General features: G+C 50.1%; 14 protein-coding genes, 3 rRNA genes and 3 riboswitches. Of the genes, 15 read left to right on the forward strand and 2 right to left on the reverse strand.

Features of this window, described 5'->3' with window-relative positions:
* Positions 1–363 precede the first annotated feature (363 nt).
* The 14 genes from guaA (at position 364) to PBOR_RS03275 (ending at position 21,519) form a co-directional block, all read left to right on the forward strand.
* A complete protein-coding gene (guaA, locus tag PBOR_RS03210; RefSeq protein WP_042210439.1) occupies positions 364–1,902 on the forward strand; it encodes a glutamine-hydrolyzing GMP synthase in 1,539 nt (512 codons plus the stop codon).
* A gap of 387 nt (positions 1,903–2,289) precedes the next feature.
* A riboswitch (purine riboswitch) is annotated at positions 2,290–2,389 on the forward strand.
* A 125-nt stretch (positions 2,390–2,514) separates the two neighbouring features.
* Positions 2,515–3,915 (forward strand): NCS2 family permease, encoded by a 1,401-nt coding sequence (locus PBOR_RS03215; RefSeq protein ID WP_042210440.1) that lies wholly within the window; start codon positions 2,515–2,517, stop codon positions 3,913–3,915.
* A 259-nt stretch (positions 3,916–4,174) separates the two neighbouring features.
* Complete coding sequence (locus tag PBOR_RS03220) at positions 4,175–6,088, forward strand: glycosyltransferase family 39 protein (RefSeq protein ID WP_157763963.1); 1,914 nt, start codon at positions 4,175–4,177, stop codon at positions 6,086–6,088.
* Positions 6,085–9,924 (forward strand): phospholipid carrier-dependent glycosyltransferase, encoded by a 3,840-nt coding sequence (locus PBOR_RS03225; RefSeq protein ID WP_052429308.1) that lies wholly within the window; start codon positions 6,085–6,087, stop codon positions 9,922–9,924. The genes PBOR_RS03220 and PBOR_RS03225 overlap by 4 nt, the downstream gene beginning before the upstream one ends.
* Before the next feature lie 85 nt (positions 9,925–10,009).
* On the forward strand, positions 10,010–10,987 hold the full coding sequence (locus PBOR_RS03230) for a glycosyltransferase family 2 protein (RefSeq protein WP_081971892.1): 978 nt from the start codon (positions 10,010–10,012) through the stop codon (positions 10,985–10,987).
* Complete coding sequence (locus PBOR_RS03235; RefSeq protein WP_042210442.1) at positions 10,977–11,381, forward strand: GtrA family protein; 405 nt, start codon at positions 10,977–10,979, stop codon at positions 11,379–11,381. The genes PBOR_RS03230 and PBOR_RS03235 overlap by 11 nt, the downstream gene beginning before the upstream one ends.
* 70 nt (positions 11,382–11,451) lie before the next feature.
* Positions 11,452–12,105 (forward strand): class D sortase, encoded by a 654-nt coding sequence (locus PBOR_RS03240; protein WP_042210443.1) that lies wholly within the window; start codon positions 11,452–11,454, stop codon positions 12,103–12,105.
* A gap of 127 nt (positions 12,106–12,232) precedes the next feature.
* Positions 12,233–12,313, forward strand: a riboswitch (cyclic di-GMP riboswitch).
* A 73-nt stretch (positions 12,314–12,386) separates the two neighbouring features.
* Positions 12,387–12,467, forward strand: a riboswitch (cyclic di-GMP riboswitch).
* A 32-nt stretch (positions 12,468–12,499) separates the two neighbouring features.
* Positions 12,500–13,291, forward strand: coding sequence for a transglutaminase-like domain-containing protein (locus PBOR_RS03245; RefSeq protein ID WP_245648015.1), 792 nt, complete (start codon positions 12,500–12,502; stop codon positions 13,289–13,291).
* Positions 13,292–13,655: 364 nt separating this feature from the next.
* A 16S ribosomal RNA gene (locus PBOR_RS03250) occupies positions 13,656–15,213 on the forward strand.
* Between the two features lie 248 nt (positions 15,214–15,461).
* Positions 15,462–18,389, forward strand: a 23S ribosomal RNA gene (locus tag PBOR_RS03255).
* Between the two features lie 135 nt (positions 18,390–18,524).
* Positions 18,525–18,641, forward strand: a 5S ribosomal RNA gene (rrf, locus tag PBOR_RS03260).
* The 16S, 23S and 5S rRNA genes sit together here, the layout of an rRNA operon.
* Positions 18,642–18,866: 225 nt before the next feature.
* The gene (locus tag PBOR_RS03265; protein WP_245648016.1) at positions 18,867–19,664 is read left to right on the forward strand and encodes an acyl-[acyl-carrier-protein] thioesterase; all 798 of its coding nucleotides are present in this window, start codon (positions 18,867–18,869) and stop codon (positions 19,662–19,664) included.
* A gap of 150 nt (positions 19,665–19,814) precedes the next feature.
* Positions 19,815–20,408, forward strand: coding sequence for an RNA polymerase sigma factor (locus PBOR_RS03270; protein WP_245648017.1), 594 nt, complete (start codon positions 19,815–19,817; stop codon positions 20,406–20,408).
* Positions 20,383–21,519, forward strand: coding sequence for a DUF4179 domain-containing protein (locus PBOR_RS03275; protein WP_042210445.1), 1,137 nt, complete (start codon positions 20,383–20,385; stop codon positions 21,517–21,519). Before PBOR_RS03270 ends, PBOR_RS03275 begins: the two co-directional genes overlap by 26 nt.
* A gap of 74 nt (positions 21,520–21,593) precedes the next feature.
* On the opposite strand, the gene PBOR_RS03280 is transcribed toward PBOR_RS03275, so the two are convergent.
* Positions 21,594–22,499 carry an AraC family transcriptional regulator gene (locus PBOR_RS03280; protein ID WP_042210446.1) on the reverse strand — a complete coding sequence of 302 codons (906 nt, stop codon included), beginning with the start codon at positions 22,497–22,499 and terminating at the stop codon, positions 21,594–21,596.
* A gap of 21 nt (positions 22,500–22,520) precedes the next feature.
* Positions 22,521–22,964: a tRNA (N6-threonylcarbamoyladenosine(37)-N6)-methyltransferase TrmO gene (tsaA, locus tag PBOR_RS03285; RefSeq protein WP_042210447.1), complete on the reverse strand. Its 444-nt coding sequence runs from the start codon at positions 22,962–22,964 to the stop codon at positions 22,521–22,523.
* A gap of 126 nt (positions 22,965–23,090) precedes the next feature.
* On the opposite strand from tsaA, the gene PBOR_RS03290 reads away from it, so the two are divergent.
* Positions 23,091–25,232 carry a DNA topoisomerase III gene (locus tag PBOR_RS03290; RefSeq protein WP_042210448.1) on the forward strand — a complete coding sequence of 714 codons (2,142 nt, stop codon included), beginning with the start codon at positions 23,091–23,093 and terminating at the stop codon, positions 25,230–25,232.
* Positions 25,233–25,245: the final 13 nt, after the last annotated feature.

Consider the following 25,245-nt stretch of genomic DNA (forward strand, 5'->3'; position numbering starts at 1 on the left):
CAGCCTGATTCCGGTTGCAGGGGCGCTATTCAATATAAAACACACTCCAATCAGAAAGATTTCAGCGAATAGCCCAGCTTACCCTCCAATCTCTCCAGTCCGCCAGGGATATTACCCTATGACCGGGCATTTATGGAAGAGAAAATCACTTGTTAGCAGCGATAACGTCACACTTATCCCCATCGGGCAGACGTGGAAGCGGATACCGGTTCCAGGATCTGGATGCCTGATTTTCCATGCTCTTCCGAATCGCCCAGCCCCCGCCACATATAGGAAGAATCCTTGTCCATGAGACGCCGCCTTTCCTTGACGCTGAGAATTAACCATGAGTATAATGAATCCAATAATCAAGGGAGGCAAGTAATGAACAAGCCAAATGAAATTATCGTTGTTCTGGATTTCGGGGGACAGTATAACCAGCTTATAGCGCGCAGAATTCGGGACCTGGGGGTATACAGCGAGCTTCTGCCGTACAATACACCAATGGAGAAGATTAAGGCACTGTCGCCAAAAGGGATTGTATTCTCAGGCGGGCCAAGCAGTGTTTACGCTGAGGATGCTCCGCATGTAGATCCGGCGATTTATGATCTCGGACTTCCGATCTTCGGGATCTGCTACGGCATGCAGCTGATGGCTCAGCAGCAGGGGGGCAAGGTAGAACGCGCATCCAAGCGGGAATACGGCAAAGCGGATGTTGAGTTCGCGCCTAGTTCCGTACTGGCAGCGGGTCTGGAGAGCAATCAGACAGTATGGATGAGCCACGGCGACCATGTTGTGGAGCTTCCGGAAGGCTTTAAGCTGGATGCAGGGACTGAGAGCGCTCCGATCGCAGCGATGAGCAATGATGCACGCAAGTTCTTCGCGGTCCAGTTCCACCCTGAGGTACGCCATTCCGTGAACGGGAACGAGATGATCTCGAACTTCCTGTACGAAGTTTGCGGCTGCGAGGGCAAATGGACGATGGAATCGTTTATTGACGATGCCGTTAAGGATATCCGCGACAAAGTCGGCGACAAAAAGGTGCTCTGCGCGCTTAGCGGCGGAGTAGATTCCTCTGTTGTGGCTATGCTGATCCACCGTGCCATCGGCGACCAGCTGACTTGTATGTTCATTGACCACGGCCTTCTGCGTAAAGGTGAAGCGGAGAGCGTTATGGAGACTTTTGTCGGCAAATTTGATATTCATGTAGTCAAAATCGATGCCCGTGACCGCTTCCTCGGCAAGCTGGCCGGTGTCTCCGATCCCGAACAGAAACGTAAGATCATCGGCAATGAATTCATCTATTGCTTCGACGAAGAATCGGCCAAGCTGGGTGATTTCGCATTCCTGGCGCAAGGCACACTGTATACAGATATCGTAGAGAGCGGTACAGCAACGGCTCAGACGATCAAATCGCACCACAATGTGGGCGGATTGCCTGAAGATATGAAATTCAGCCTGATCGAGCCGCTGAACACGCTGTTCAAGGATGAAGTCCGCAAGCTGGGTGAAGAGCTCGGAATGCCGCATGCTATCGTCTGGCGCCAGCCTTTCCCGGGTCCGGGTCTGGCGATCCGTGTACTGGGTGAAGTAACGGAAGAGAAGCTGACGATCGTTCGTGATTCTGACTTTATTCTGCGTGAGGAAATTGCCAAAGCCGGTCTGGACCGCGAGATCTGGCAGTATTTCACCGCATTGCCTAACATGAAGAGTGTTGGCGTAATGGGTGACGAGCGTACGTATTCCTATACCGTAGGTATCCGTGCGGTAACTTCCATCGACGGCATGACCGCTGACTGGGCGCGGATTCCGTGGGATATTCTGGAGAAAATCTCCGTACGTATCGTCAACGAAGTCGATAACGTGAACCGCATCGTGTACGACATTACTTCGAAACCGCCTGCAACCATCGAGTGGGAGTAGGCTGCAGCAGCTGACTATAGTTTCCGGAGCCGGAACGCCTTTATTGGCGTTTCCGGCTTTTTTGTTGAAATATAAGAATTTACGGCAAACCGTGTCGGCTTAAGAAAACTTCCCTGCGCTGCATACAAACGTAAGGACAATCAAATGCTATACACAGAAAATGATGCCAACCGGCTAATCCCAGCTCAGCGCTTTTTCTGCAGTGTACCTTGGCTTGGCTCAAGGGCAGTTCCGTCCGCGTTTATCCCGCGATGTTTGGCGGATCTTAACTCTACCAAGCGAAATTTGTCATGAAAATGTTCGATTTACGAACAATTGCATAAACCTTACGCGTAATGTTCGTATTTACCATTGACAAGTCATGTCATATACACCTAAAATGATAAAGCGCTACAGCAAATACATATTCGTATAATTCCGGGAATTGGCCTGGAAGTCTCTACGAGGTCACCGTAATGACCTGGCTACGATTAAGAAGAGCAGCTTACCTGGATTTACCGGTTAACACCGGGTATTCCGGGCAAGACCCTCTTTTTTCGGGCCGGTGTCTTCCCAGATGCCGGCTTTTCTGTTGCTGTGATGGCATAACATACACCTTAGGGGGAGAACAATTTGAATCGCTTTTTCAAGTTGAAAGAGAACGGCACCACAGTACGCACAGAAATTATGGCCGGTTTGACCACGTTTATGGCAATGGCTTATATCCTATCTGTGAATCCCAGCACATTGACTGCCTTCGGCCGAATTGATATGGGCTGGTATTCTGTATTCCTCGCTACGGCGCTGGCAGCAGGTATTTTCACAATTGCTATGGGCTTATTCATTAACTTCCCGGTAGCACTGGCACCAGGTATGGGCCTTAACGCATATTTTGCATCCGTAGTATTGTCTTCAGCCACTACTGACCATGAGTTCACTTGGCAAATGGGACTTACCGCTGTATTTATCTCCGGTATCATCTTCATTCTGCTGACGGTTACCCGGGTCCGGCAAATATTGCTGACTGCAATTCCTGACAGCCTGAAGCATGCCATCACGGTCGGTATCGGGATGTTCATCACCATTATCGGCCTGAAGAACAGCGGACTGATGACGATCGGCGTTGAAGCCGGAAGCGACATTGCTGCTAATAAATTCACTGATGTCCTTTCCTTCGAAACTGTAATTCATATGGGCAGCCTGGAGAACACTAATGTTCAGCTCGTTATTATCGGACTGCTGCTAATCTCCATCCTGATGGTACTGCGTGTCCGCGGGGCAATCCTGTTCGGTATTCTGGGTACTACACTCGCTGCTATCCTGATGGGCGCTGTAGATTTCAGTTCACTGAGTAATCCGCAGACCCCTTGGGTTCCTGACTTCACACAACTTAACTTCTGGGAATTTGACTGGGAAGGCATCATGCACACCGGGATTGTTTCCGCCATTGCCACCTTCACCTTTGTAGAATTGTTTGATACCTTCGGTACACTTGTTGGTACTGCTGAACGTGCGGGCATCATGAAGAATGCTGAAGAAGGCAAAAAACGTGTCGGTAACGCGATGTTTGTCGATGCAGTAGCCGTGGCCGGCGGTGCGATGCTGGGTACATCCACTACCACTGCTTATGTTGAGAGTGCTGCCGGTGTAGCTGAAGGCGGACGCACGGGACTGACTGCTGTAACTACAGGCGTGTGCTTCCTGCTTGCATTGTTCCTGGCCCCGGTAGTAGCTCTTATTCCTGGCCCTGCTACAGCCGCTGCCCTGATTATTGTCGGTGTTCTGATGGCTCAATCGATCCGCGACATTGATTTCCAGGATATGGTCCTGGCAATCCCGGCTTTCCTGACGTTCGTTATTATGCCTTTCACTTACAACATCGCTAACGGTATCTCGTTCGGGATTGTTACTTATGTTATTCTGGCTTGCGTAGCGAATCTGGCCGGCAAGAAGAAATATGATATCCACTGGATGATGTGGGTACTGGCTGTTCTGATTATTCTGCGTTATGTTCTGATCGGCAGCCAAGGTTAAGATAGAACGAAATCCGTCTTTAAGTACACGGTTCCTTCATTAATATGAAGGGGCCGTTTTTTTATAAGTTAAGAATTGATGTGCTTCGCGCATATTCCCGGTAATTACTGCGGGGTCAACCTCTGCATAACCCTTTTCTTCATCCAGTATTTAGATTATATTGTTGAAGAGGTGATAAACGTTGTCCGGCTTAATTACCAGAGCTTATAAATCCTGCATTAACAATCCCTGGCCGTTCCTTTTGTTTTTGCTGGGGGCAATGGTTCGTATCATATACATAAATTCTATTCCGCCGGGACTGAACCAGGACGAAGCATCTATCGGCTATGATGCCTACGCCATTCTTCATTACGGAATAGACCGGAACGGTGTTCATCTGCCCGTTCATCTTATCGCCTGGGGCAGCGGACAGAATGCGCTGTATGCCTACTTATCCATGCCGTTTATTCTGCTGTTCGGCCTGACACCACTGTCTGTACGGGCGCTCAGTCTGTTGATGGGGCTGCTGGGCATGATTTTCTTCTACCTTATAATGAAACGGCTGTCCGCCTCATCTAGAGCAGGTATCGCTGCCATTTTCTTTATTGCCATTAATCCCTGGCATATTATAATGTCCCGATGGGCGCTGGAATCGAATCTGTTTCCAACGATGATTTTGATAGCTGTGTATTTTCTGCTAAGATCCTTCAATAATCCGCGATGGTTTTACGCTTTTAGCGGCATGCTGGCCCTCTCGCTGTATGCTTACGGAACAGCCTACTTTTTTGTCCCGTTATTTGCATTCGGCACGGTAATTCTTCTATTGTATAGCAAGGTGCTGAAACTCCGGACTCTCGTATGGAATGCCCTGCTGTTTGCAGCAATGGCACTGCCTATACTATTATTTATTGTTATTAACCGTTACTCCATGCAGGACATAGCCACTCCATTGTTCACTATTCCCAAGCTTACGATGCCGCGTGTGGAGGAGATTTCATCCGTGTTCAGCGGACAGCTGGGGAGGGCAGCTGCGGACAACTTCAGTGCATTCAGCAAGCTCATGCTTAGCGGGACAGACGGCTTGCCATGGAACTCAATCTCTCCTTATGGCTATGCGTACCCGGTCGCGCTGCCCTTTGCGCTTCTGGGGCTGGTTGTCCTTATACATTCGTGGTGGACAAGGCGGCGGGAGAATGCAGGGTATGGTATCTTGCTGCTCTGGTTCCTGATTGCCGTACTTATGGCGTTGATAACAAGTGTGAATATCAACCGGATCAATATCATTTTTTATCCGTTCATCATGCTGGTAAGCGCCGGATTTGTGTGGCTTGCGGGGAGAGTCAAGGGGGCTGCCGTACTGGCCGCTGCTGTGTTTACAATATTTTTTGTCCTGTTCTCTAATGCTTATTTCCGTGAGTTCCCCGACCGGATCGGACCGGCTTTCTACGATTCTTTCGGCGAGGCAGTACAGTATGCTTCGGAACACAGCCCCGGAGAGATCTATATTACGAATAATGTGAACATGCCCTACATTTATGTGCTGTTCTATGAGCGGATCAATCCGCATGAATTCATGGATTCTGTCGTTTATGCCAATCCGGGAGAAGCTTTCCAGCGTGTCTCCTCCTTTGGTAGATATAGATTTGAAGATTTGAACATGGTACCTGCAAATGCTGCATATATCTTTGAGAATAGCTCTCCGCTTCCTGCGGCAAGTACGGAATATACGGTAAAGCGTTTCGCCAACTACAGTGTGCTGCTAACTAATGACAAAGCGGACGGGCTTCCGGCAGCTCCGGAGACTGCTGCTGAATTTATGAACGGGGGGTTTGAAGAAGGGGCTTCGGGCTGGACGTTCTCTGCGGGAACGGGAGTGGCTGACAATAAGCCCTACGCCGGAAGTAAGCTGGCTTATCTTGATCCGGGAGCCGGTAGATCTGTATCCCAGGTTTTTACTGCGGCAGCCGGTGATTATAAGCTATCCGCCATGGTTAGTGCAGGCGGCAACGGGGGCGGGAAGATCGGAATCCGCGCAGCGGGCGCTGTGCTTGCAGAAACAGAGCTGCAGGCAGGGGAAGTTTATCATCAGGTTACACTTCCTGCAGTTACTCTGGAGCAGGGGATGCAGGCAGAAGTTTTCATAACCGGCGGTAACGGCTGGATTAACATTGACGAGGTGAGGGTAGAACGATGATCAAGAATACACGCGCAGCGGCAACCGTTATACTGATGCTCTTATTATTTATTCTTCCTGTAACAAGCATTTATGCCGAAGGGAATTTATTACAGAACCCGGGATTTGAGGAAGAAGGGGACGGTGCACCTGCCGGGTGGAGCAAAGATATGTGGATCTCAGGCGATGCGGCTGGTCTGCTGTCTGTTCAGTCAGAGGATGTTCACTCCGGCAGCAAAGCGGCAGTGATAGAGAACCTTGAACCCAATCATCTGAAGTGGGTACAGACGGTTACCGTTTCGCCGGACAGCTATTATAAGATATCTGGTTATGTCAAAATAGTCAGTACAGCAGGCGAGGGGATGGGGGCCAATGTATTCCCGGTTGGGATTGGCGGCGGTTATCCCGCCACCAAGGATACAGCTGGCGATTGGCAGTATCTGGAGTTCATCGGCCAGACCGGCCAAGAGCAGACCGAGATCGGAATAGGTGCTGCACTTGGCGGCTATGCCAACCTGATTCAGGGCAAGGCCTATTTCGATGACCTGTCCGTAGAACAGCTGGACACGGTTCCGGAAGGTGCCAGCATTGTTTCACTGGACAGCGGAGCACCGGCGGCTGAAGCCGATGCGGGCGGTGAGAGCCAGCCGGCGGAAACGCCGCATAAGGTTTCGCCTGCCAAGCTGCTGCTGATATCGGCAGTGTTCAGCGTGTTCTTTGCCCTTTTATATCACAGAGCCTTCAGCAGTGAGCGTCTGCTGAACCAGCAGGATGTGATTTACACACGCTGGCTGTATGTTCTGTTTGGCGTGGCATTTATTCTGCGGATCTGGATTGGCCTGACTGCGCAGGGTTATCAGAATGATATGAATACATTCATGGCTTGGAGCCATCGCCTGACAGACCTTGGTCCGGGCAATTTCTACGAAGAAGGCTATTTCGCCGATTATCCTCCCGGCTACTTGTATGTGTTATATCTGCTAAGTCTGCTCCACGGATTGTTCGGATTTGCTGGCGGTTCAGGTGCAGAGAATGTACTTTACAAGCTGCCGGCCATCATCTCTGACCTCGTGCTCGGCTGGATCATCTACAAAGGCGCGCGTGCCAAGATCGGCCCCGGCCTTGCGATCGGGCTGATGATGCTGTTCCTGTTTAACCCGGCAGTGCTGATGGATTCAGCTGCCTGGGGACAGGCAGACTCCTTCTTCCTGATCTTCCTGCTGCTCAGCATAATGGGCATCGTGGATAGAACCTTTGTGCGTGCAGCAATCTTTTTCGCCATTGCCACACTGATCAAGCCGCAGGCGCTGATTTTCACACCGGTCCTGCTGTTTGCCTACTATCATCACCGCGCCTGGAAACAGCTGGCTCTGGGTGCAGTCTACGGGCTGGGGATATTCGCTCTGCTCGCAGCCCCGTTCTTCTGGAATAACGGCGGGTTTGGCGGAGTGATTGATTTATATAAGAGCACTTTATCCTCTTATCCGTATTCTACGGTTAATGCATTCAATCTCTATGCTTTGACAGATCCGATGTGGTCAGCGCTTGATGTCACCTGGCTCGGCATACCGTACCGTATATGGGGCTTTGTTTTCATTCTTGTAGCGGTAGCTCTTGCAGCTTATTATTCCTTCAATACCAAGGACCGCAAGGATCTTTCTAAATCGTATTTCCTTGGCATGGTGCTGATCACGGTTGTCTTTGTATTTGGCACCAAAATGCATGAGCGCTACCTGTACCCTGTTCTGCTCTTGTCTCTATTCACCTTCATTGAGAGCAAGGACCGGCGTTTCCTGACGCTGTTCCTCGGATTCTCACTGACACAATATATTAATGTAGGATACACGCTTGCATATCTTAATACCGGCAATAATCCGCCGACAGACGGGATTGTCCTGGTTACAGCAATTACTACCGTTATCCTGGCAATATATCTGCTGTATGTTGGGTACGATGTATATATCCGGCAATCAACGAAACACCTGCCAGAGCCTGTTACACCTCAAGCGGCATTAGAGGCAGATGTGCTGCTTGCAGAGGGAATTCGTCCAATCGCCAAGCAAGACCGGCGTTCCCCGCTGAAGCTGCAGCGCAGAGACTGGATTTGGATGATTGCAATCACGGTTCTCTATGGAGCGCTTGCGCTCTATCATCTGGGGGACAATAAGTCGCCTGAAACCCTATGGGAGCCAGCGGCCAGCGGCGAGAGCTTCTACGTGGATCTGGGGCAGGCCCACCAGCTGGAGCGGGTGAATATCTTCGGCGGCGTCGGCACAGGCGAATTTCAGCTGGAGTTCAGCCAGACGCCGGATAATTGGAGCAGCCCGCTTGATGTAAGCGAGGATGTCGGCAATGTCTTCATCTGGAAAAGCCAGCCGCTGAACGTATCGGCAAGATACGTCAAGCTGACGGTCACCTCTCCGGGCTTCACCCTGAACGAGGTGGCGTTCTATGGCCAGGAGGCACCGAAGACGCCTCTGCCAATTGCGGGTGTTACGCCGGAGGCCGCAACCACCTCCAAAAGAGGAGCGCCAGCCAATCTGTTCGATGAGCAGTCCATAATCCCGGAGAACTCGAATTTCATGAACAGTACGTATTTCGATGAAATCTATCATGCGCGGACGGCTTATGAACATTATCACAACATAGTCCCTTATGAGAATACACACCCGCCGCTTGGCAAGCTGCTGATCGGTATCGGCATGGAGCTGTTTGGCGTCAATCCGTTCGGCTGGCGTATAATCGGCACTCTGTTCGGGATTGCGATGCTGCCGCTGATCTATATCATGGCGATGCGGCTGTTCCGGAAGACTACCTACGCTGCATTAGCTGCCGGACTATTCGCACTTGATTTCATGCATTTCACCCAGACACGAATTTCAACGATCGATGTATACGGCGTATTCTTCATCATGCTGATGTTCTATTTCATGCAGCGGTATTACACGATGAATTTCTACCGTATGCCGCTGCGTACTACACTGGTTCCGCTGTTCTGGTCCGGCCTGTTCTTCGGAATCGGGGTTGCCTCTAAGTGGATCGTTCTCTACGGAGGGGCAGGTCTTGCGGTGATGCTGGCGCTGGCGCTGTTTGAGCGGTATAGGGAGTATAAGGCTGCGGGCCGTCTGCTGGCTGAAGGCAAGCTGACCGGCCAGGAGCTCAAAGCCGCCTGCCGGACAGCGGACCAATCCTTCTGGAAGAACACCATTATCACTTTGGCCAGCTGTATCGTGTTTTTCATTGCCATTCCGGTTATCATCTATAGCCTGTCCTTTGTCCCGGCGCTCTCTGCTTCGGCGGAAGGCTTCACCATTAAGGGATTGATTGATGCCCAGAAAAATATGTACAACTATCACAGCCAGCTTGTAGCAACACATCCGTTCGCCTCCTCCTGGTGGGAGTGGCCGTTCATGAAACGTCCGGTCTGGTTCTTCAGCGGCGGTGAAGGATTGCCGGAAGGCAAGGCGAGCAGCATCGTGACCATGGGGAATCCGCTCATCTGGTGGACGGGAATCTTCGCTATGCTCGCAGCAGTATGGTTAACGGTGAAGCGCCGCGATAAGAACCTGTACATGATCTGGATCGGCTTCTTCTCGCAGTATGTTCCGTGGATGCTTGTGCCGCGTGAGACGTTCCTGTACCATTATTTTGCAATGGTGCCGTTTATGATTCTTTCGATTGTCTATATCCTGAAGCTGCTTGACAGCAGATTCGGCGATGCCAAATACTTGCGGTATGCCTATGTAGCAGCTGCAGCCATCCTGTTTGTTATGTTCTATCCGGTGTTATCCGGGATGCAGGTTAACAGCAATTATATAATTGCTGTACTGCGCTGGTTCCCTTCCTGGGTATTCTAGGGGAGAGCGCGATATAACGAAGCACATGCTTAAGAAGTCAGGTTTATTGCGGGGTATCTCGTAGAAACTTTTAGGAGGAACTAAGGTGAAAGCCAGATACAGTGTAATTGTCCCCATGTTCAATGAGGAGGAAGTCATTCAGATAACCTATGAGCGGCTCAAAAAAGTAATGGATGATTGCGGCGATTCCTATGAACTGGTCTTCGTTAATGACGGAAGCCGGGACCGCACGGCTGAGATCATGCGCGGAATCAGCAGCAGGGATGAGCATGTCAAGCTGATCGACTTCTCCCGTAATTTCGGCCACCAGGTGGCGATTACTGCCGGTATGGATTATGCCGAAGGCCAGGCTGTAGTGGTGATTGACGCGGATCTTCAGGATCCTCCGGAGGTTATTCTGCAGATGATTGCGAAGTGGAAAGAGGGCTATGAGGTCGTTTATGCCAAGCGCCTGAAGCGTCACGGGGAGACATTCTTCAAGAAAGTAACCGCTAAGATTTTTTACCGTCTGCTCAGCAGTATGACCAGTGTGGAAATCCCTACCGATACCGGGGATTTCCGGCTGATCGACCGTAAAGTCTGTGATGTGCTGCGCGGCCTGAAGGAGAAGAACCGGTATGTCCGGGGTCTGGTGAGCTGGGTAGGCTTCCGTCAGACCATGGTGGAATATGTACGGGAGGAGCGCTTCGCCGGGGAAACGAAATATCCGCTCAAGAAAATGATCCGGTTTGCGCTCGACGGCATCACGTCCTTCTCGCATAAGCCGCTCAAAATCGCGTCGTATATCGGATTCTTCCTTTCCTTTTCCAGCTTCATCTATCTGTTCCTGGTGTTGTTCCAGAAGGTCTTTACCTCCTGGACCGTACCCGGATGGGCATCTATAGTCGGTGTTAACTTGCTCTTTAACGGGATTGTCCTGATGCTGCTGGGTGTAATTGGTGAGTATATCGGACGGATTTATGATGAGTCGAAGGACAGACCGCTGTACATCGTGCGTGAGACCAAAGGCTATCCGGATGCGGAGATAGAAGACACGCGGAAGGAAAGCGATTATGCCAGATAAGAGATGGAGTGCGGGGTTCATCCAGTTCCTGAAATTCAATGCGGTAGGCCTGCTGAATACACTGATAGATTTTGCTGTATTCACACTGCTGCATTCCCTTGGGATGGTCAACACCCCTGCGCAGATTATTTCCTACAGCGCCGGTACGGCCAACAGCTTCTTCTGGAATAAAAAGGTGACCTTCCGCGACCGGAACAGAGGCAATAAAGAGAGCTTCGACCGGATGCAGCTGGTCAGATTTATCGTGCTGAACCTGCTGGTGCTGGGCATATCGGTGCTGCTGATTCATATTCTGACTGGGGTTCTTGGTATTCAAGTGCTGATTGCCAAAGTGCTGGTTACGTTCGTTACAGTAATCATTAATTTTTTCGGAAGCCGTAAATGGGTATTCTGACTATATGAAAGCAATGCTTCTTATTATTCCGGGAGGGTAACATCTATTCTATATTACGGAGGCGATTATCATGCGGAAGTTATCCTATTTGATTATACTTGCCGGGGTTCTGATTATGCTCTATCCCAAAGGAAGCGAATGGTACAATGACCGTCAGCAGCAAAAGCTGCTGGAAGAAGCCGAGCAGGCCTACAGTGAAATCGTTCCGTCAGCCTCAGCCCCGGCAGGTGCTGATCTAAGTAAACCTTATGCGGAAGTTACCCAACTGCTGGCAGAAGAGTCGGCTGCGGAAGAGCCCGAGCCCTCAGCAGCTCCTGAGATTGAAGTCGGGGGCAAGGTAATGGCAATCATCCAAATCGACAAAATAGACCTGAAGCTGCCTGTACTGGAAGGCGCCACCAAGGCGAATATGAAGCATGCTGCTGCGCACATGAAGGAGACGGCTCCGCTCGGCGCAGTCGGCAATGCTGCCATTGCGGCGCATAGATCCAGAACTACGGGCAGGCTGTTTAACAGATTGAATGAAGTCGGAGTCGGGGATACCATATCCGTTACAACCGGCAAGCAGGACTACAATTATGTAGTTTATGATGTAACTATTGTAGAGCCGACCGATGTATCCGTATTGAAAGGCAATGATGATGACAAGATTCTTACGCTCATTACCTGCGATCCGCTTGTGAATCCAACTCACAGACTTATCATTCATGCGAAGTTATCTTAATCTATGTAGAATAATGACGAATAAACCTAAAAAAACTTAAAATTTTTATGTTTTCTCGCTCAAATCTAGTGATTTAGGTCTTGATAATAGAAATAGATATGGTAAGATATAACTATACAAAGCTAATACACGATAACGGCAAACCTATCGAAAGGTAGGGACGCAAAGCTAGAGGGCCTTCCCGTCAGGATGGCAGCCAGCTACCGAATGAAGAGGCTTTTTTTGTTTGTTCTAATTGCAAATCTAGCATTTTATGGTAGAAGCAAGGACAGATAAAGCTTATACGATAACGGCAAACCTATCGAAAGGTAGGGACGCAAAGCTAAAGGGCCTTCCCGTAAGGATGGCAGCCAGCTACCGAAAGGGGTTTTATCCAATGAAGAAGTTCTATTTAATGTTGGTTACACTATTCGTAGTGGTTACATCGGTGCAGACAGGTACAGCTCAAGCTGCTAATGCAGATGCAAGCTGGTTGAACATAGGTCAACTCGATCAAGGTGTTATCGGAGTTTCTTATGATGTTCCTAAGGATAAGAAGATCAAGCTGATGATCACCAAAGACAATAACAGCTATACCTACAACTTGTACACTTCCAAACCAACTGAAACATTCCCGCTGCAACAAGGAAATGGTTCTTATAAGGTTTCCGTACTTGAGAACACTACCGGCAACAAATACAAAGTAATCTCTTCCGAAACGGTAGATCTTAGCCTGAGCAATGCCAACGCAGTATATCTGAGCTCCGTACAGAATGTGAAATGGAGTTCTTCCGATAAAGCAGTCCTGAAAGCAGCACAGCTTACACAAGGTTTGACATCAGACGAAGCTAAAGTGAAAGCTATCTATAACTACATCGTAGCCAATGTGAAATATGATTATTCCTTGGCTTCCAGTGTAACTACAGATTACATCCCTAATAACGACACTACACTGGCTACCAAGAAGGGAATCTGCTACGATTACGCTTCCTTATTCGCTACTATGCTTCGCAGTGAAGGCATCCCAACTAAATTGGTTATGGGTAACACCAGCTATGTTACATCCTACCACGCTTGGAATGAAGTGTTCCTTAACGGCAAATGGGTAACTATTGATACTACAGTTGACGCTGGTCTTGCTAAGAACAGCAAAACAGCAGATCTTGTAAAAGTAGCAAGCAAATATACAGCAGCTAAATTCTACTAAGATTAGCTATAATCATAGATTCATCCGAGGATAACCCGCTTAATCATTAAGCGGGTTATTTTTATTTTGGAAAAGGTTGCTTTTTGATAGGGAGATAGGGTATTATAAATAAGCGTTGTTGGAGCAGTGAACTTAATGAGAAATGACTTAAATAAGTAATTTCAAAATAAAGCTTGCATTACTCTGATAAACGTGATATATTATAAGAGTTGCTGGTGACGCGGTAAGCGGCGCTAACAACGAGCTTGATCTTTGAAAACTGAACAACGAGTGAGTATCGGAAATCACCTTGGTGAGATCCAAATTAGAGAATATAACATTCTCGTCAGATGTTTCAAAATGAGCAATCGCTCTTTCTAAATACAATTTGGAGAGTTTGATCCTGGCTCAGGACGAACGCTGGCGGCGTGCCTAATACATGCAAGTCGAGCGGAGTTTGAATGGAAGCTTGCTTCCATTCATGCTTAGCGGCGGACGGGTGAGTAACACGTAGGCAACCTGCCCTCAAGACTGGGATAACTACCGGAAACGGTAGCTAATACCGGATAATTTCTTTCCTCTCCTGAAGAGAGAATGAAAGGCGGAGCAATCTGCCACTTGGGGATGGGCCTGCGGCGCATTAGCTAGTTGGTGGGGTAACGGCCCACCAAGGCGACGATGCGTAGCCGACCTGAGAGGGTGAACGGCCACACTGGGACTGAGACACGGCCCAGACTCCTACGGGAGGCAGCAGTAGGGAATCTTCCGCAATGGGCGAAAGCCTGACGGAGCAACGCCGCGTGAGTGATGAAGGTTTTCGGATCGTAAAGCTCTGTTGCCAGGGAAGAACGTCCGGTAGAGTAACTGCTACCGGAGTGACGGTACCTGAGAAGAAAGCCCCGGCTAACTACGTGCCAGCAGCCGCGGTAATACGTAGGGGGCAAGCGTTGTCCGGAATTATTGGGCGTAAAGCGCGCGCAGGCGGTCATTTAAGTCTGGTGTTTAAACCTTGGGCTCAACCTGAGGTCGCACTGGAAACTGGGTGACTTGAGTACAGAAGAGGAAAGTGGAATTCCACGTGTAGCGGTGAAATGCGTAGATATGTGGAGGAACACCAGTGGCGAAGGCGACTTTCTGGGCTGTAACTGACGCTGAGGCGCGAAAGCGTGGGGAGCAAACAGGATTAGATACCCTGGTAGTCCACGCCGTAAACGATGAGTGCTAGGTGTTAGGGGTTTCGATACCCTTGGTGCCGAAGTTAACACAGTAAGCACTCCGCCTGGGGAGTACGGTCGCAAGACTGAAACTCAAAGGAATTGACGGGGACCCGCACAAGCAGTGGAGTATGTGGTTTAATTCGAAGCAACGCGAAGAACCTTACCAGGTCTTGACATCCCTCTGAATCCGCTAGAGATAGCGGCGGCCTTCGGGACAGAGGAGACAGGTGGTGCATGGTTGTCGTCAGCTCGTGTCGTGAGATGTTGGGTTAAGTCCCGCAACGAGCGCAACCCTTGACTTTAGTTGCCAGCAGGTTAAGCTGGGCACTCTAGAGTGACTGCCGGTGACAAACCGGAGGAAGGTGGGGATGACGTCAAATCATCATGCCCCTTATGACCTGGGCTACACACGTACTACAATGGCCGGTACAACGGGAAGCGAAGCCGCGAGGCGGAGCCAATCCCAGCAAAGCCGGTCTCAGTTCGGATTGCAGGCTGCAACTCGCCTGCATGAAGTCGGAATTGCTAGTAATCGCGGATCAGCATGCCGCGGTGAATACGTTCCCGGGTCTTGTACACACCGCCCGTCACACCACGAGAGTTTACAACACCCGAAGTCGGTGGGGTAACCCGCAAGGGAGCCAGCCGCCGAAGGTGGGGTAGATGATTGGGGTGAAGTCGTAACAAGGTAGCCGTATCGGAAGGTGCGGCTGGATCACCTCCTTTCTATGGAGAATCGTCACCTGCAACGGTGACATTCAAAGCGGAAGCTTAGCTTCCAAAACTCAGGTTTAGGCCTGTTACTCACTCGTTGGTCAGTTTTGAGAGTTTAAGCTCTCAAGTAAGACACTTGATCCTTGAAAACTGGATACCGAAACGAATTTGCGTTTTAGAACATCTTTTAGCTGAAACTTGTGCAAGCAAGTTGAAATAGTTATTAGTTGATACAGCGATTTTCCTAACGGAAAACGCATGGTTAAGCTAATAAGAGCACACGGAGGATGCCTAGGCGCCAGGAGCCGACGAAGGACGTGGCGAACAACGAAACTGCCTCGGGGAGCTGTAAGCAAGCTTTGATCCGGGGGTGTCCGAATGGGGAAACCCAGCTGTGGTAATTCGCAGTTACTCATTTCTGAATACATAGGAAATGTAGAGGCAGACCAGGGGAACTGAAACATCTAAGTACCCTGAGGAAGAGAAAACAATAGTGATTCCGTCAGTAGCGGCGAGCGAACGCGGAACAGCCTAAACCAAGGGGCTTGCCTCTTGGGGTTGTGGGACGTCTCACATGGAGTTACAAAGGAATATGGTAGGCGAAGAGGTCTGGAAAGGCCCGCGATAGAGGTAAAAGCCCTGTAGCCTAAACTGTGTTCTCTCCGAGACGGATCCCGAGTAGTGCGGGGCACGTGAAACCCCGTATGAATCCAGCAGGACCATCTGCTAAGGCTAAATACTACCTGGCGACCGATAGTGAAACAGTACCGTGAGGGAAAGGTGAAAAGCACCCCGGAAGGGGAGTGAAATAGAACCTGAAACCGTGTGCTTACAAAAAGTCAGAGCCCTCTTTATGGGTGATGGCGTGCCTTTTGTAGAATGAACCGGCGAGTTACGTTTAACATGCAAGGTTAAGGTGAGAAGCCGGAGCCGCAGCGAAAGCGAGTCTGAATAGGGCGACTGAGTATGTGGACGTAGACCCGAAACCGTGTGATCTACCCCTGTCCAGGGTGAAGGTGCGGTAACACGCACTGGAGGCCCGAACCCACGCATGTTGAAAAATGCGGGGATGAGGTGGGGGTAGCGGAGAAATTCCAATCGAACTCGGAGATAGCTGGTTCTCCCCGAAATAGCTTTAGGGCTAGCCTCGGTGAATGGAGTGGTGGAGGTAGAGCACTGATTGGGTGCGGGGCCCGCAAGGGTTACCAAGCTCAGTCAAACTCCGAATGCCATTAACTTCTTGCCGGGAGTCAGACAGTGAGTGCTAAGATCCATTGTCAAAAGGGAAACAGCCCAGACCATCAGCTAAGGTCCCCAAGTGTGTGTTAAGTGGGAAAGGATGTGGAGTTGCACAGACAACCAGGATGTTGGCTTAGAAGCAGCCACCATTGAAAGAGTGCGTAATAGCTCACTGGTCGAGTGACTCTGCGCCGAAAATGTAACGGGGCTAAACACACCACCGAAGCTATGGCTAGATGCTTTGCATCTGGGGTAGGGGAGCGTTGTATGTGGGTTGAAGGTGTACCGTAAGGAGCGCTGGACAGCATACAAGTGAGAATGCCGGTATGAGTAACGAAAAGATCAGTGAGAATCTGATCCGCCGAAAGCCCAAGGTTTCCTGAGGAAGGCTCGTCCGCTCAGGGTAAGTCGGGACCTAAGGCGAGGCCGAAAGGCGTAGTCGAAGGACAACAGTTTGAAATTACTGTACCACCGTAATCCGCTATGAGCGATGGGGTGACGCAGGAGGGTAGTGACGCGGACTGATGGATGTCCGTCTAAGCAGTGAGGCTGGTGTGTAGGCAAATCCGCACACCGTAAGGCTGGGCTGTGATGGGGAGCGAAAATTGTAGTAGCGAAGGTCATGATCTCACACTGCCAAGAAAAGCCTCTAGCCAGGAGAAGGTGCCCGTACCGCAAACCGACACAGGTAGGCGAGAAGAGAATTCTAAGGCGCGCGGAAGAACTCTCGTTAAGGAACTCGGCAAAATGACCTCGTAACTTCGGGAGAAGAGGTGCCTCGGTAGGGTGAATAGCCCGAGGGGGCCGCAGTGAAAAGGCCCAAGCGACTGTTTAGCAAAAACACAGGTCTGTGCGAAGCCGCAAGGCGAAGTATACGGGCTGACGCCTGCCCGGTGCTGGAAGGTTAAGGGGAGTGGTTAGGGGTTAAACCCGAAGCTGTGAACCGAAGCCCCAGTAAACGGCGGCCGTAACTATAACGGTCCTAAGGTAGCGAAATTCCTTGTCAGGTAAATTCTGACCCGCACGAATGGCGTAACGACTTGGGCGCTGTCTCAACGAGAGATCCGGTGAAATTTTAATACCTGTGAAGATGCAGGTTACCCGCGACAAGACGGAAAGACCCCATGGAGCTTTACTGCAGCTTGATATTGAATTTGGGTACGATCTGTACAGGATAGGTGGGAGCCGGTGAGAGCGGAGCGCAAGCTTCGCTGGAGGCGCCGTTGGGATACCACCCTGATCGTATCTAGGTTCTAACCTGGTACCCTAAGCGGGTACGGGGACCGTGTCAGGCGGGCAGTTTGACTGGGGCGGTCGCCTCCTAAAGAGTAACGGAGGCGTTCAAAGGTTCCCTCAGAATGGTTGGAAATCATTCGCAGAGTGCAAAGGCATAAGGGAGCTTGACTGCGAGACCTACAAGTCGAGCAGGGACGAAAGTCGGACTTAGTGATCCGGTGGTACCGCATGGAAGGGCCATCGCTCAACGGATAAAAGCTACCCTGGGGATAACAGGCTTATCTCCCCCAAGAGTCCACATCGACGGGGAGGTTTGGCACCTCGATGTCGGCTCATCGCATCCTGGGGCTGAAGTAGGTCCCAAGGGTTGGGCTGTTCGCCCATTAAAGCGGTACGCGAGCTGGGTTCAGAACGTCGTGAGACAGTTCGGTCCCTATCTGTCGTGGGCGCAGGAAATTTGAGAGGAGCTGTCCTTAGTACGAGAGGACCGGGATGGACGTACCGCTGGTGCATCAGTTGTTCCGCCAGGAGCATGGCTGAGTAGCTACGTACGGACGGGATAAGCGCTGAAAGCATCTAAGCGTGAAGCCCCCCTCAAGATGAGATTTCCCAATTAGTAAGACCCCTTGAAGACGACGAGGTAGATAGGTTGGAGGTGGAAGTGCAGCAATGCATGGAGCTGACCAATACTAATCGGTCGAGGGCTTATCCAAAAATCTACAACGCAGATTCGTTTCGGATTCAGTTTTCAGGCGATCAAGCCTGGTACACCTTAAGCTGCATGTCCTTTCTGGGGACTGATCTTTTCTTGCAGCGATTTCGAGAAGCGGAAGCTTCGAAAAATCATGTTTGGTGGCGATAGCGGAGGGGTTCCACGCGTACCCATCCCGAACACGACCGTTAAGCCCTCCAGCGCCGATGGTACTTGGACCGAAGGGTCCTGGGAGAGTAGGACGCCGCCAAGCACATGAAGCCATTGTTGAGTAATCGACAGTGGCTTTTTTGTGTCCTATGGAGAATAGTAATACAATTACACTATGAACCTAATTATGGGGCTACTTGTGAATTTCGTGTATAGCCTGTGTATAATTAAAGGTCAAATAGAAAGAAATGAAAACTTATACACATGTGGATAGAATGTTTTTTTATACAAGTACTCCCCAATTGATGTGGATATCATCTTGATTTATGTGGATACAACTGTGGGGATTGTGGATGAAGACGTAAAGGAGCGTAAAGTTATGGACAAGCACAGCCATCTTTTGTGGACAGAGGAATTTATGGTTCATGCAAGTGATACTGATTTCCGGTCAAGAGGCAAGCTCTCCTTTCTTCTTGATATCATGCAGCGTGCTGCGGATTCAGCTGTAAGCAGTCTGGGTTTAAGTAATGATACAATGCTCAAAGCAAGAATGGGCTGGATGGTTATCACACTCGATCTGAACCTTCAGCGACTACCATTGCCAAATGATCTTCTTAACGTGCGTACCTGGAGTAAAGGTAACAAAGGCGCACTCTGGCAGCGGGATTATCGGATTATTGATGGAGATGCTGTAGAACTGGCAGCGGCTCGCTCGATCTGGGCACTTGTGGATATGGATAAGCGGAAGATTCTTCGTCCTTCTGCCCTTCCGATTGCTGTGGAGCCTTATCTGGAGGATTCGGTAGGAAGCCTGCCGGATAAAGTCGTGATTCCCGCTGATATTTCCCTGACGGAAGCCTATCGCTATCAGGTTAGATATAGCGGACTCGATAATAACAGGCATCTTAACAATGCACGGTATATAGATTTATGCTGTGATGCGCTGACCTTGGAGGAATGGGAAGAGATGGAGCTTACCGGTCTTCACATTACATATGCACAGGAAGCCCAATATGGCGAGGAAGTTAGCATTTTACGGTCTTCCCGGACTGAAGAGGGAGTATATATGCGTGGCCAAGGCGGGGACAAGGTGTTTTTTGAAGCCTGCCTAAGGTTTGGGAGATAAACCCTTAACAATAACAGTCTTAAATGTAGTATCTTCTAACGGCAGCCACTCTGTTTTCAGAGAGCTGCCTTTTTTTCGTATCCGGCCAATTTCGGGATGTCACAAATAAGCAGTTGGCATTCGTTATACAGGTGTAAAAGGAAAACGGAGGTGATTCTTTTGGAGCAAGGCAACCCCGGGGGCCAAGTGAATCCAAATATGATTGAAGAAGCCATTAATAAGGTGCGTACAGGTGAACGGCAAGCATTCACAACGTTAATTACTGCATATGAGCGGCAGATCTACACATATTGCAAATATATATTAAGAAGCCGTGAAGAAGCAGAGGATGCTGTGCAGGATATATTTGTAAAGGTATATCAGGAGCTGGGGCGTTATGAGAAGCGGGTTTCTTTTTCGGCCTGGTTGTATAGGGTAGCGTATCATCATTGCTTGGACCAGCTTCGCAGACGTAAACGCCGCAGCAGGCTGTTGTCACTTTATAAATTACAGCTGGTACGGGATAATTCAGAATTCCCAGACGATTCGCCTGTGGACAAACTGTTTGGAACTCTCAGTCCGGAAGAGCGAGGGCTGTTAATTCTTCGTGTAGTTGAACAATATAGCTTCGAAGAAATTGCACAGATAACCGGGAGCAGTTCGGCCGCTCTCCGCAAGAAGTATGAACGGCTCCGGAGAAAACTGATCCAGCAAAAAGCTGAGGAAGGAGGATGTGCTCGTGGAGAAGTGGCAGAATCAAACTGAGAAGCAAATGTTGGAGCAGATTCGCAGCAGCATCGGAAAGGTTCAGCTTCCTGTGGACAGTTATAATGAGCAAATTATGAACCGTATTGAGCATATGGAGATCAAAGGAGGCAGCAAATTGCTTAAAAAGACATTAGCAGCCGCATGTGTGGCCGTAATGATCGGGTTAGGTACAGTAACAGCAGGATTCATCTCCCCTGTATGGGCTGATACATTGAGTCAATTCCCCGTATTCAGCAGTATATTCAAGCATACGGAGAACCCAGGGTTGAAATTGGCGGCGGAAAAGGGCTTGACTACTTCAACTAACATGAGCGTTACAAAGGATGGAGTTACTTTAAGTGTTACAGAAGTATTTTATGACGGTACCCGGCTAGCCATTGGATTTGAGAGAGCGGGAATCATGGATGAACGGGTTTTGGCGGAGATTACTGATTTTAAAACCCATGACTTTGATCAATCAACCAAAGGGCTACTGGGGCTGCCTGTAGTTACTCAGGTGTCAGGTGAACCCATTAGCTTCGGCTCCTCTTCTACAGGTGACGTACAGGGACAACCCCAAACCTTTCTGTTGGAGCTGAATGAACTGCGGAACACCGCAGCTTTAGGAGACGAATTCAAGGTGGATATCAGTGTGCCGGTTGCTCAAATCGCAGAGCCGTTTGAGTTCCAGGTAACGGTGAAAAAAGTAACGGAGGGAGTAATTAATCTTACTCCAGGTCAGGGGGCAAGCAAAGGCTCGTTCAAGTACACAGTGAAGAGTCTGGACATTACGCCTGCTACCCTAAGGTTGATCGTAACCAGTGAAGGGGAAGTGCCTGCCTCGCCGGATCAGACAGGAGAATATGCGCCTACCGCAGTATTCTATGAGCTTGTGGATGATGCCGGAAATGTGATTAATCCCCGCAATGGCGGTTATGTCTTGGCTAAAGCAGTCCAGCATCCTATTGTGGATAGTCTATATAATACTTTCCCGCAAATTCCCAAGACGGTCACGGTCAGACCTTATACATTTACATTGGATAGTGAGCTTAATCTTTTGACAGATGCTAACGGGGAAAATGTGAAGACTTATCATAAAGAGCTTGAGACTACTATAGTGATTCCTTAAATCATAAATTCCATTGCGTAAAATGAGTTGGATTCTTGTCCGCATCTGCATAGCAGGTGCGGATTTCTGTGTAATTATAGCAGCGTTAACGGAATATAGATCTCACTTACCGAGTTGGGATTATCGGGTCCGAGATAGTCTTTGCCGTAGTATTCAAATTCATAAGAGAGATTCAGGCGGTGATCGGTTCCGGGCAAAAATACGCCATAGATATATTTGTAGGTAGCGGAGACTTCGTCTGATGGACCTTTATGCAGAAATCGGAGATACCTCGCCGGAGGCAAGATATGGACAGGAAGATTGTTATCTGCCTGTCCTCTGTCTGTCCGAAGCTTAGTACCAGGTGGTAAAGGCGACGATGCGTTCAACTCACATGCACAGAGAAAAGAGATGCCGCTATCCTCATAATTATCCGGCCAATAGCCAAGCTGATAATATTTCTCCGGAAGTCTGCGGTCCGAAATCGCAGATATACCGCTGAACAGCTGTTCCCAAGCTGCTCCAATAATGGAATGATCGTTGTTAACAGTAATAAATGGTCCCTGGAGCGTGATTTCCCCGAGCTCAATAACCTCTGGAGATGCTGTATTATGGCCAGTCCAGTGCGGCAGATCCCTGCCTCGAATAGGATGGAGCAGCAAAGGGATATCCGGATTTGATTTTTGGCGGATACGGGTGGGGGTCGTATGGAGCAATCTTTTGAAGGCACGGGTGAAGGTCTCATAATCATTAAAGGAATAATCCAGGGAAATATCCTGGAAACTCCGGTGAGGGTTTCTCAGAATCTCACGTGCAGCCTCGGAAATTCGACGTCTTGCGATATAGTCGCCGGGTGTCAGCCCGGTAACCCCCTGGAACAGCCGGATAAAATGATACTGCGAATAACCGCTCACTCTGGAGAGGGCCAGGACTGACAATGTTTGCTTCAGATTGGATTCAATATAATCAATGGCTTGCAGAATAAGCTGGCCGTTATTCATGAGCTCTCTCCCCGCATTGGTTTACTCTGGAGCCCACTCCCCCCAGGAGGCAGCCCATACAGGAACTCTGACATGGCGGACGCGGTCGGCAGAAGGGAAATAGGCTTTAATATCAAGCACAGGCGTCCCCGGATAGGCATCCAGTCCGGTAACTTCAACAATTCCCTCTTCAACATCAACAGACACGATTCCGGCAACAGTAAGGCCAATAGGGTTGGGACGTACGGGAGAACGTGTGGCAAATACACCGGAGACCGGAGCATCATAAGGAGGCTCAATCTGCGTAGTACCCCGGAAGGTATCGTCTGCAAATTCATGAATCCACCAGAGAATCTGGCAGTGGCTGAAATCAGCCAGCCCCTTCAAGGCAGGTCTGAACTGCGGTTTAATCTCGAGACGCAGGTTGTGTTGTGATCCGGATACTACACCTACTGATATAACATTATACGGTTCTGTTGTGAGCATTGGCTGTGACTCCTTTCGGCAGGGGAATAATTCTAGTCTATCTGAATGAAATGAAATCAGCCTGATGATATTTGCTGTCTTTTATCCCGTGGTATAATAGGTTGTTGATATGGAGGGGAGAGAATTATGAAGGTACTGGTACTGGCGGAGAAGCCATCGGTTGCCCGGGAGATTGCCCGGGTACTGGGCTGCGGAAATAAGCAAAAGAGCTATATGGAAGGTCCGAAATATGTGGTTACCTGGGCTCTGGGTCATCTGGTTGGCCTGGCTGAGCCTGAGGACTATAACAATAAATATGCTACCTGGGCATTGGAGGATTTGCCGATTCTTCCGGAGAAGGCCAAGCTGAAGGTGCTAAGGGAGACCAGCCAGCAATACAAAGCGGTGCAGCAGCTGATGAAACGGCAGGATATTGAAGAGCTGATCGTTGCGACGGATGCTGCGCGTGAGGGAGAGCTATTGGCGCGCTGGATTATGAACATGGCTGGGTGGAAAAAGCCGTTCCGGCGGCTGTGGATCTCCTCGCAGACGGATAAGGCAATTAAGGAAGGCTTCGCCGCGCTTCGTCCGGGCAAGGACTTCGACCGCTTATATGAGTCTGCCCGCTGCCGCGCAGAGGCGGATTGGATGATCGGGCTGAATGTGACGCGCGCTTTAACCTGTAAGTTCGGTGCGCCGCTCTCGGCAGGGCGTGTACAGACACCTACGCTTGGCATGATTATGGACCGGGAGAATGAAATTACCGGCTTCCGTTCCCAGGAGTACGACTTGCTTACAGCCGACTTCGGCAATTTCCAGGCGGGATGGCGTGCGCCGGGCGGGGACGGCCGGATTTTTGACAGAGACAAGACGGGTATTCTGAAGGATAAGCTGACCGGCCGCAGCGGACGGATTACCAAGGTCCACAAAAGCGAGAAAAGTGAACCCCATCCGCTGGCCTATGACCTGACAGAGCTGCAGCGGGATGCGAACCGCAAATTTGGTTTCTCAGCTAAACAAACCTCAGGCCTGCTGCAAAAGCTGTATGAACAGCATAAGCTGGTTACTTATCCGCGTACGGACAGCCGCTACCTGACTGCCGATATGACGGGTACGCTAAAAGAAAGATTGGACAGCGTGGCAGTTGGACCGTATGCGGCCCTAGCTAGACCGCTACTGCGCAAACCGCTGCCGGTTACCAAACGAATTGTCGATGACAGTAAGGTCAGTGACCATCACGCGATTATTCCTACAGAGCAGACGGTGCTGCTTAATCTACTCAGTGCAGAAGAGCGGAAGCTCTATGATCTGATTGTACGGCGGTTCATCAGCCTGTTCTACCCTCCGGCACGTTATGATGCAGTGGCTGTGACGGTGAGCGTGGAGGGGGAAACCTTCCAGGTTAAAGGAACCACGGTTAAGGACGCGGGCTGGCGTGAAGTCTATGGCGGGGACATGAGCTCGGATGATGAAGAGGAGAGCTTAGCTGACGAACCGGCAGCGGGCAGCGTGAAGCTGCCGGAGCTGCGTGAAGGTGACAGTGTGAAGATTGAGCGCTGCATCATTAAGCCCGGGCGGACGCAGCCGCCGAAGCGTTATAATGAAGCTTCGCTGCTGACACAGATGGAGAAGTACGGGCTAGGTACGCCGGCAACCCGTGCGGATATTATCGAGAAGCTGGTCAGTTCGGATACGATTGAGCGGCAGGGCAATCTGCTGCATCCGACCGGCAAAGGGAAACAGCTGATCGGTTTAGTGTCAGGACAGCTGCGCACACCGGAGCTGACGGCGCGCTGGGAAGCGGAGCTGGAGAAGATCGCCCGCGGGCAAGGGCGTCCGGAGCCTTTTCTGCAGGGCATCCGTACTATGGCACAGGAGCTGGTGTCCGGGGTTAAGAATAGCGGAGCGGAATACAAGCCGCATAATGTCTCTAACAGCCATTGTCCGGAATGCGGGACAAGAATGCTGGAGAAGAAGACCAAGCGCGGCAAGCTGCTGGTCTGCCCCAAAGAGGACTGTGGCTACACCCGTGCAGGTGAGAAGCAGCTGTCGAACCGCCGCTGTCCGCAGTGCCATAAGAAGATGGAGCTTAAAGAAGGCAAGGCCGGGATGTATGTGCAGTGCCTCGGCTGCGGAATCACAGAGACCATGGATAACGACCACAAGCATATCAACAAACGCGAGCAGCAGAAGCTGGTTCAGCAGTACAGCAAGCCGGAAAGCGCTGGCGGCTCTAACCTTGGTGAATTGCTGAAGGCAGCGATGGAAGCCAAGCAGAAGGGAAAATAAAATAGCCAAAAGT

This window comes from Paenibacillus borealis, assembly GCF_000758665.1.
Taxonomy (GTDB): domain Bacteria; phylum Bacillota; class Bacilli; order Paenibacillales; family Paenibacillaceae; genus Paenibacillus_AQ; species Paenibacillus_AQ borealis.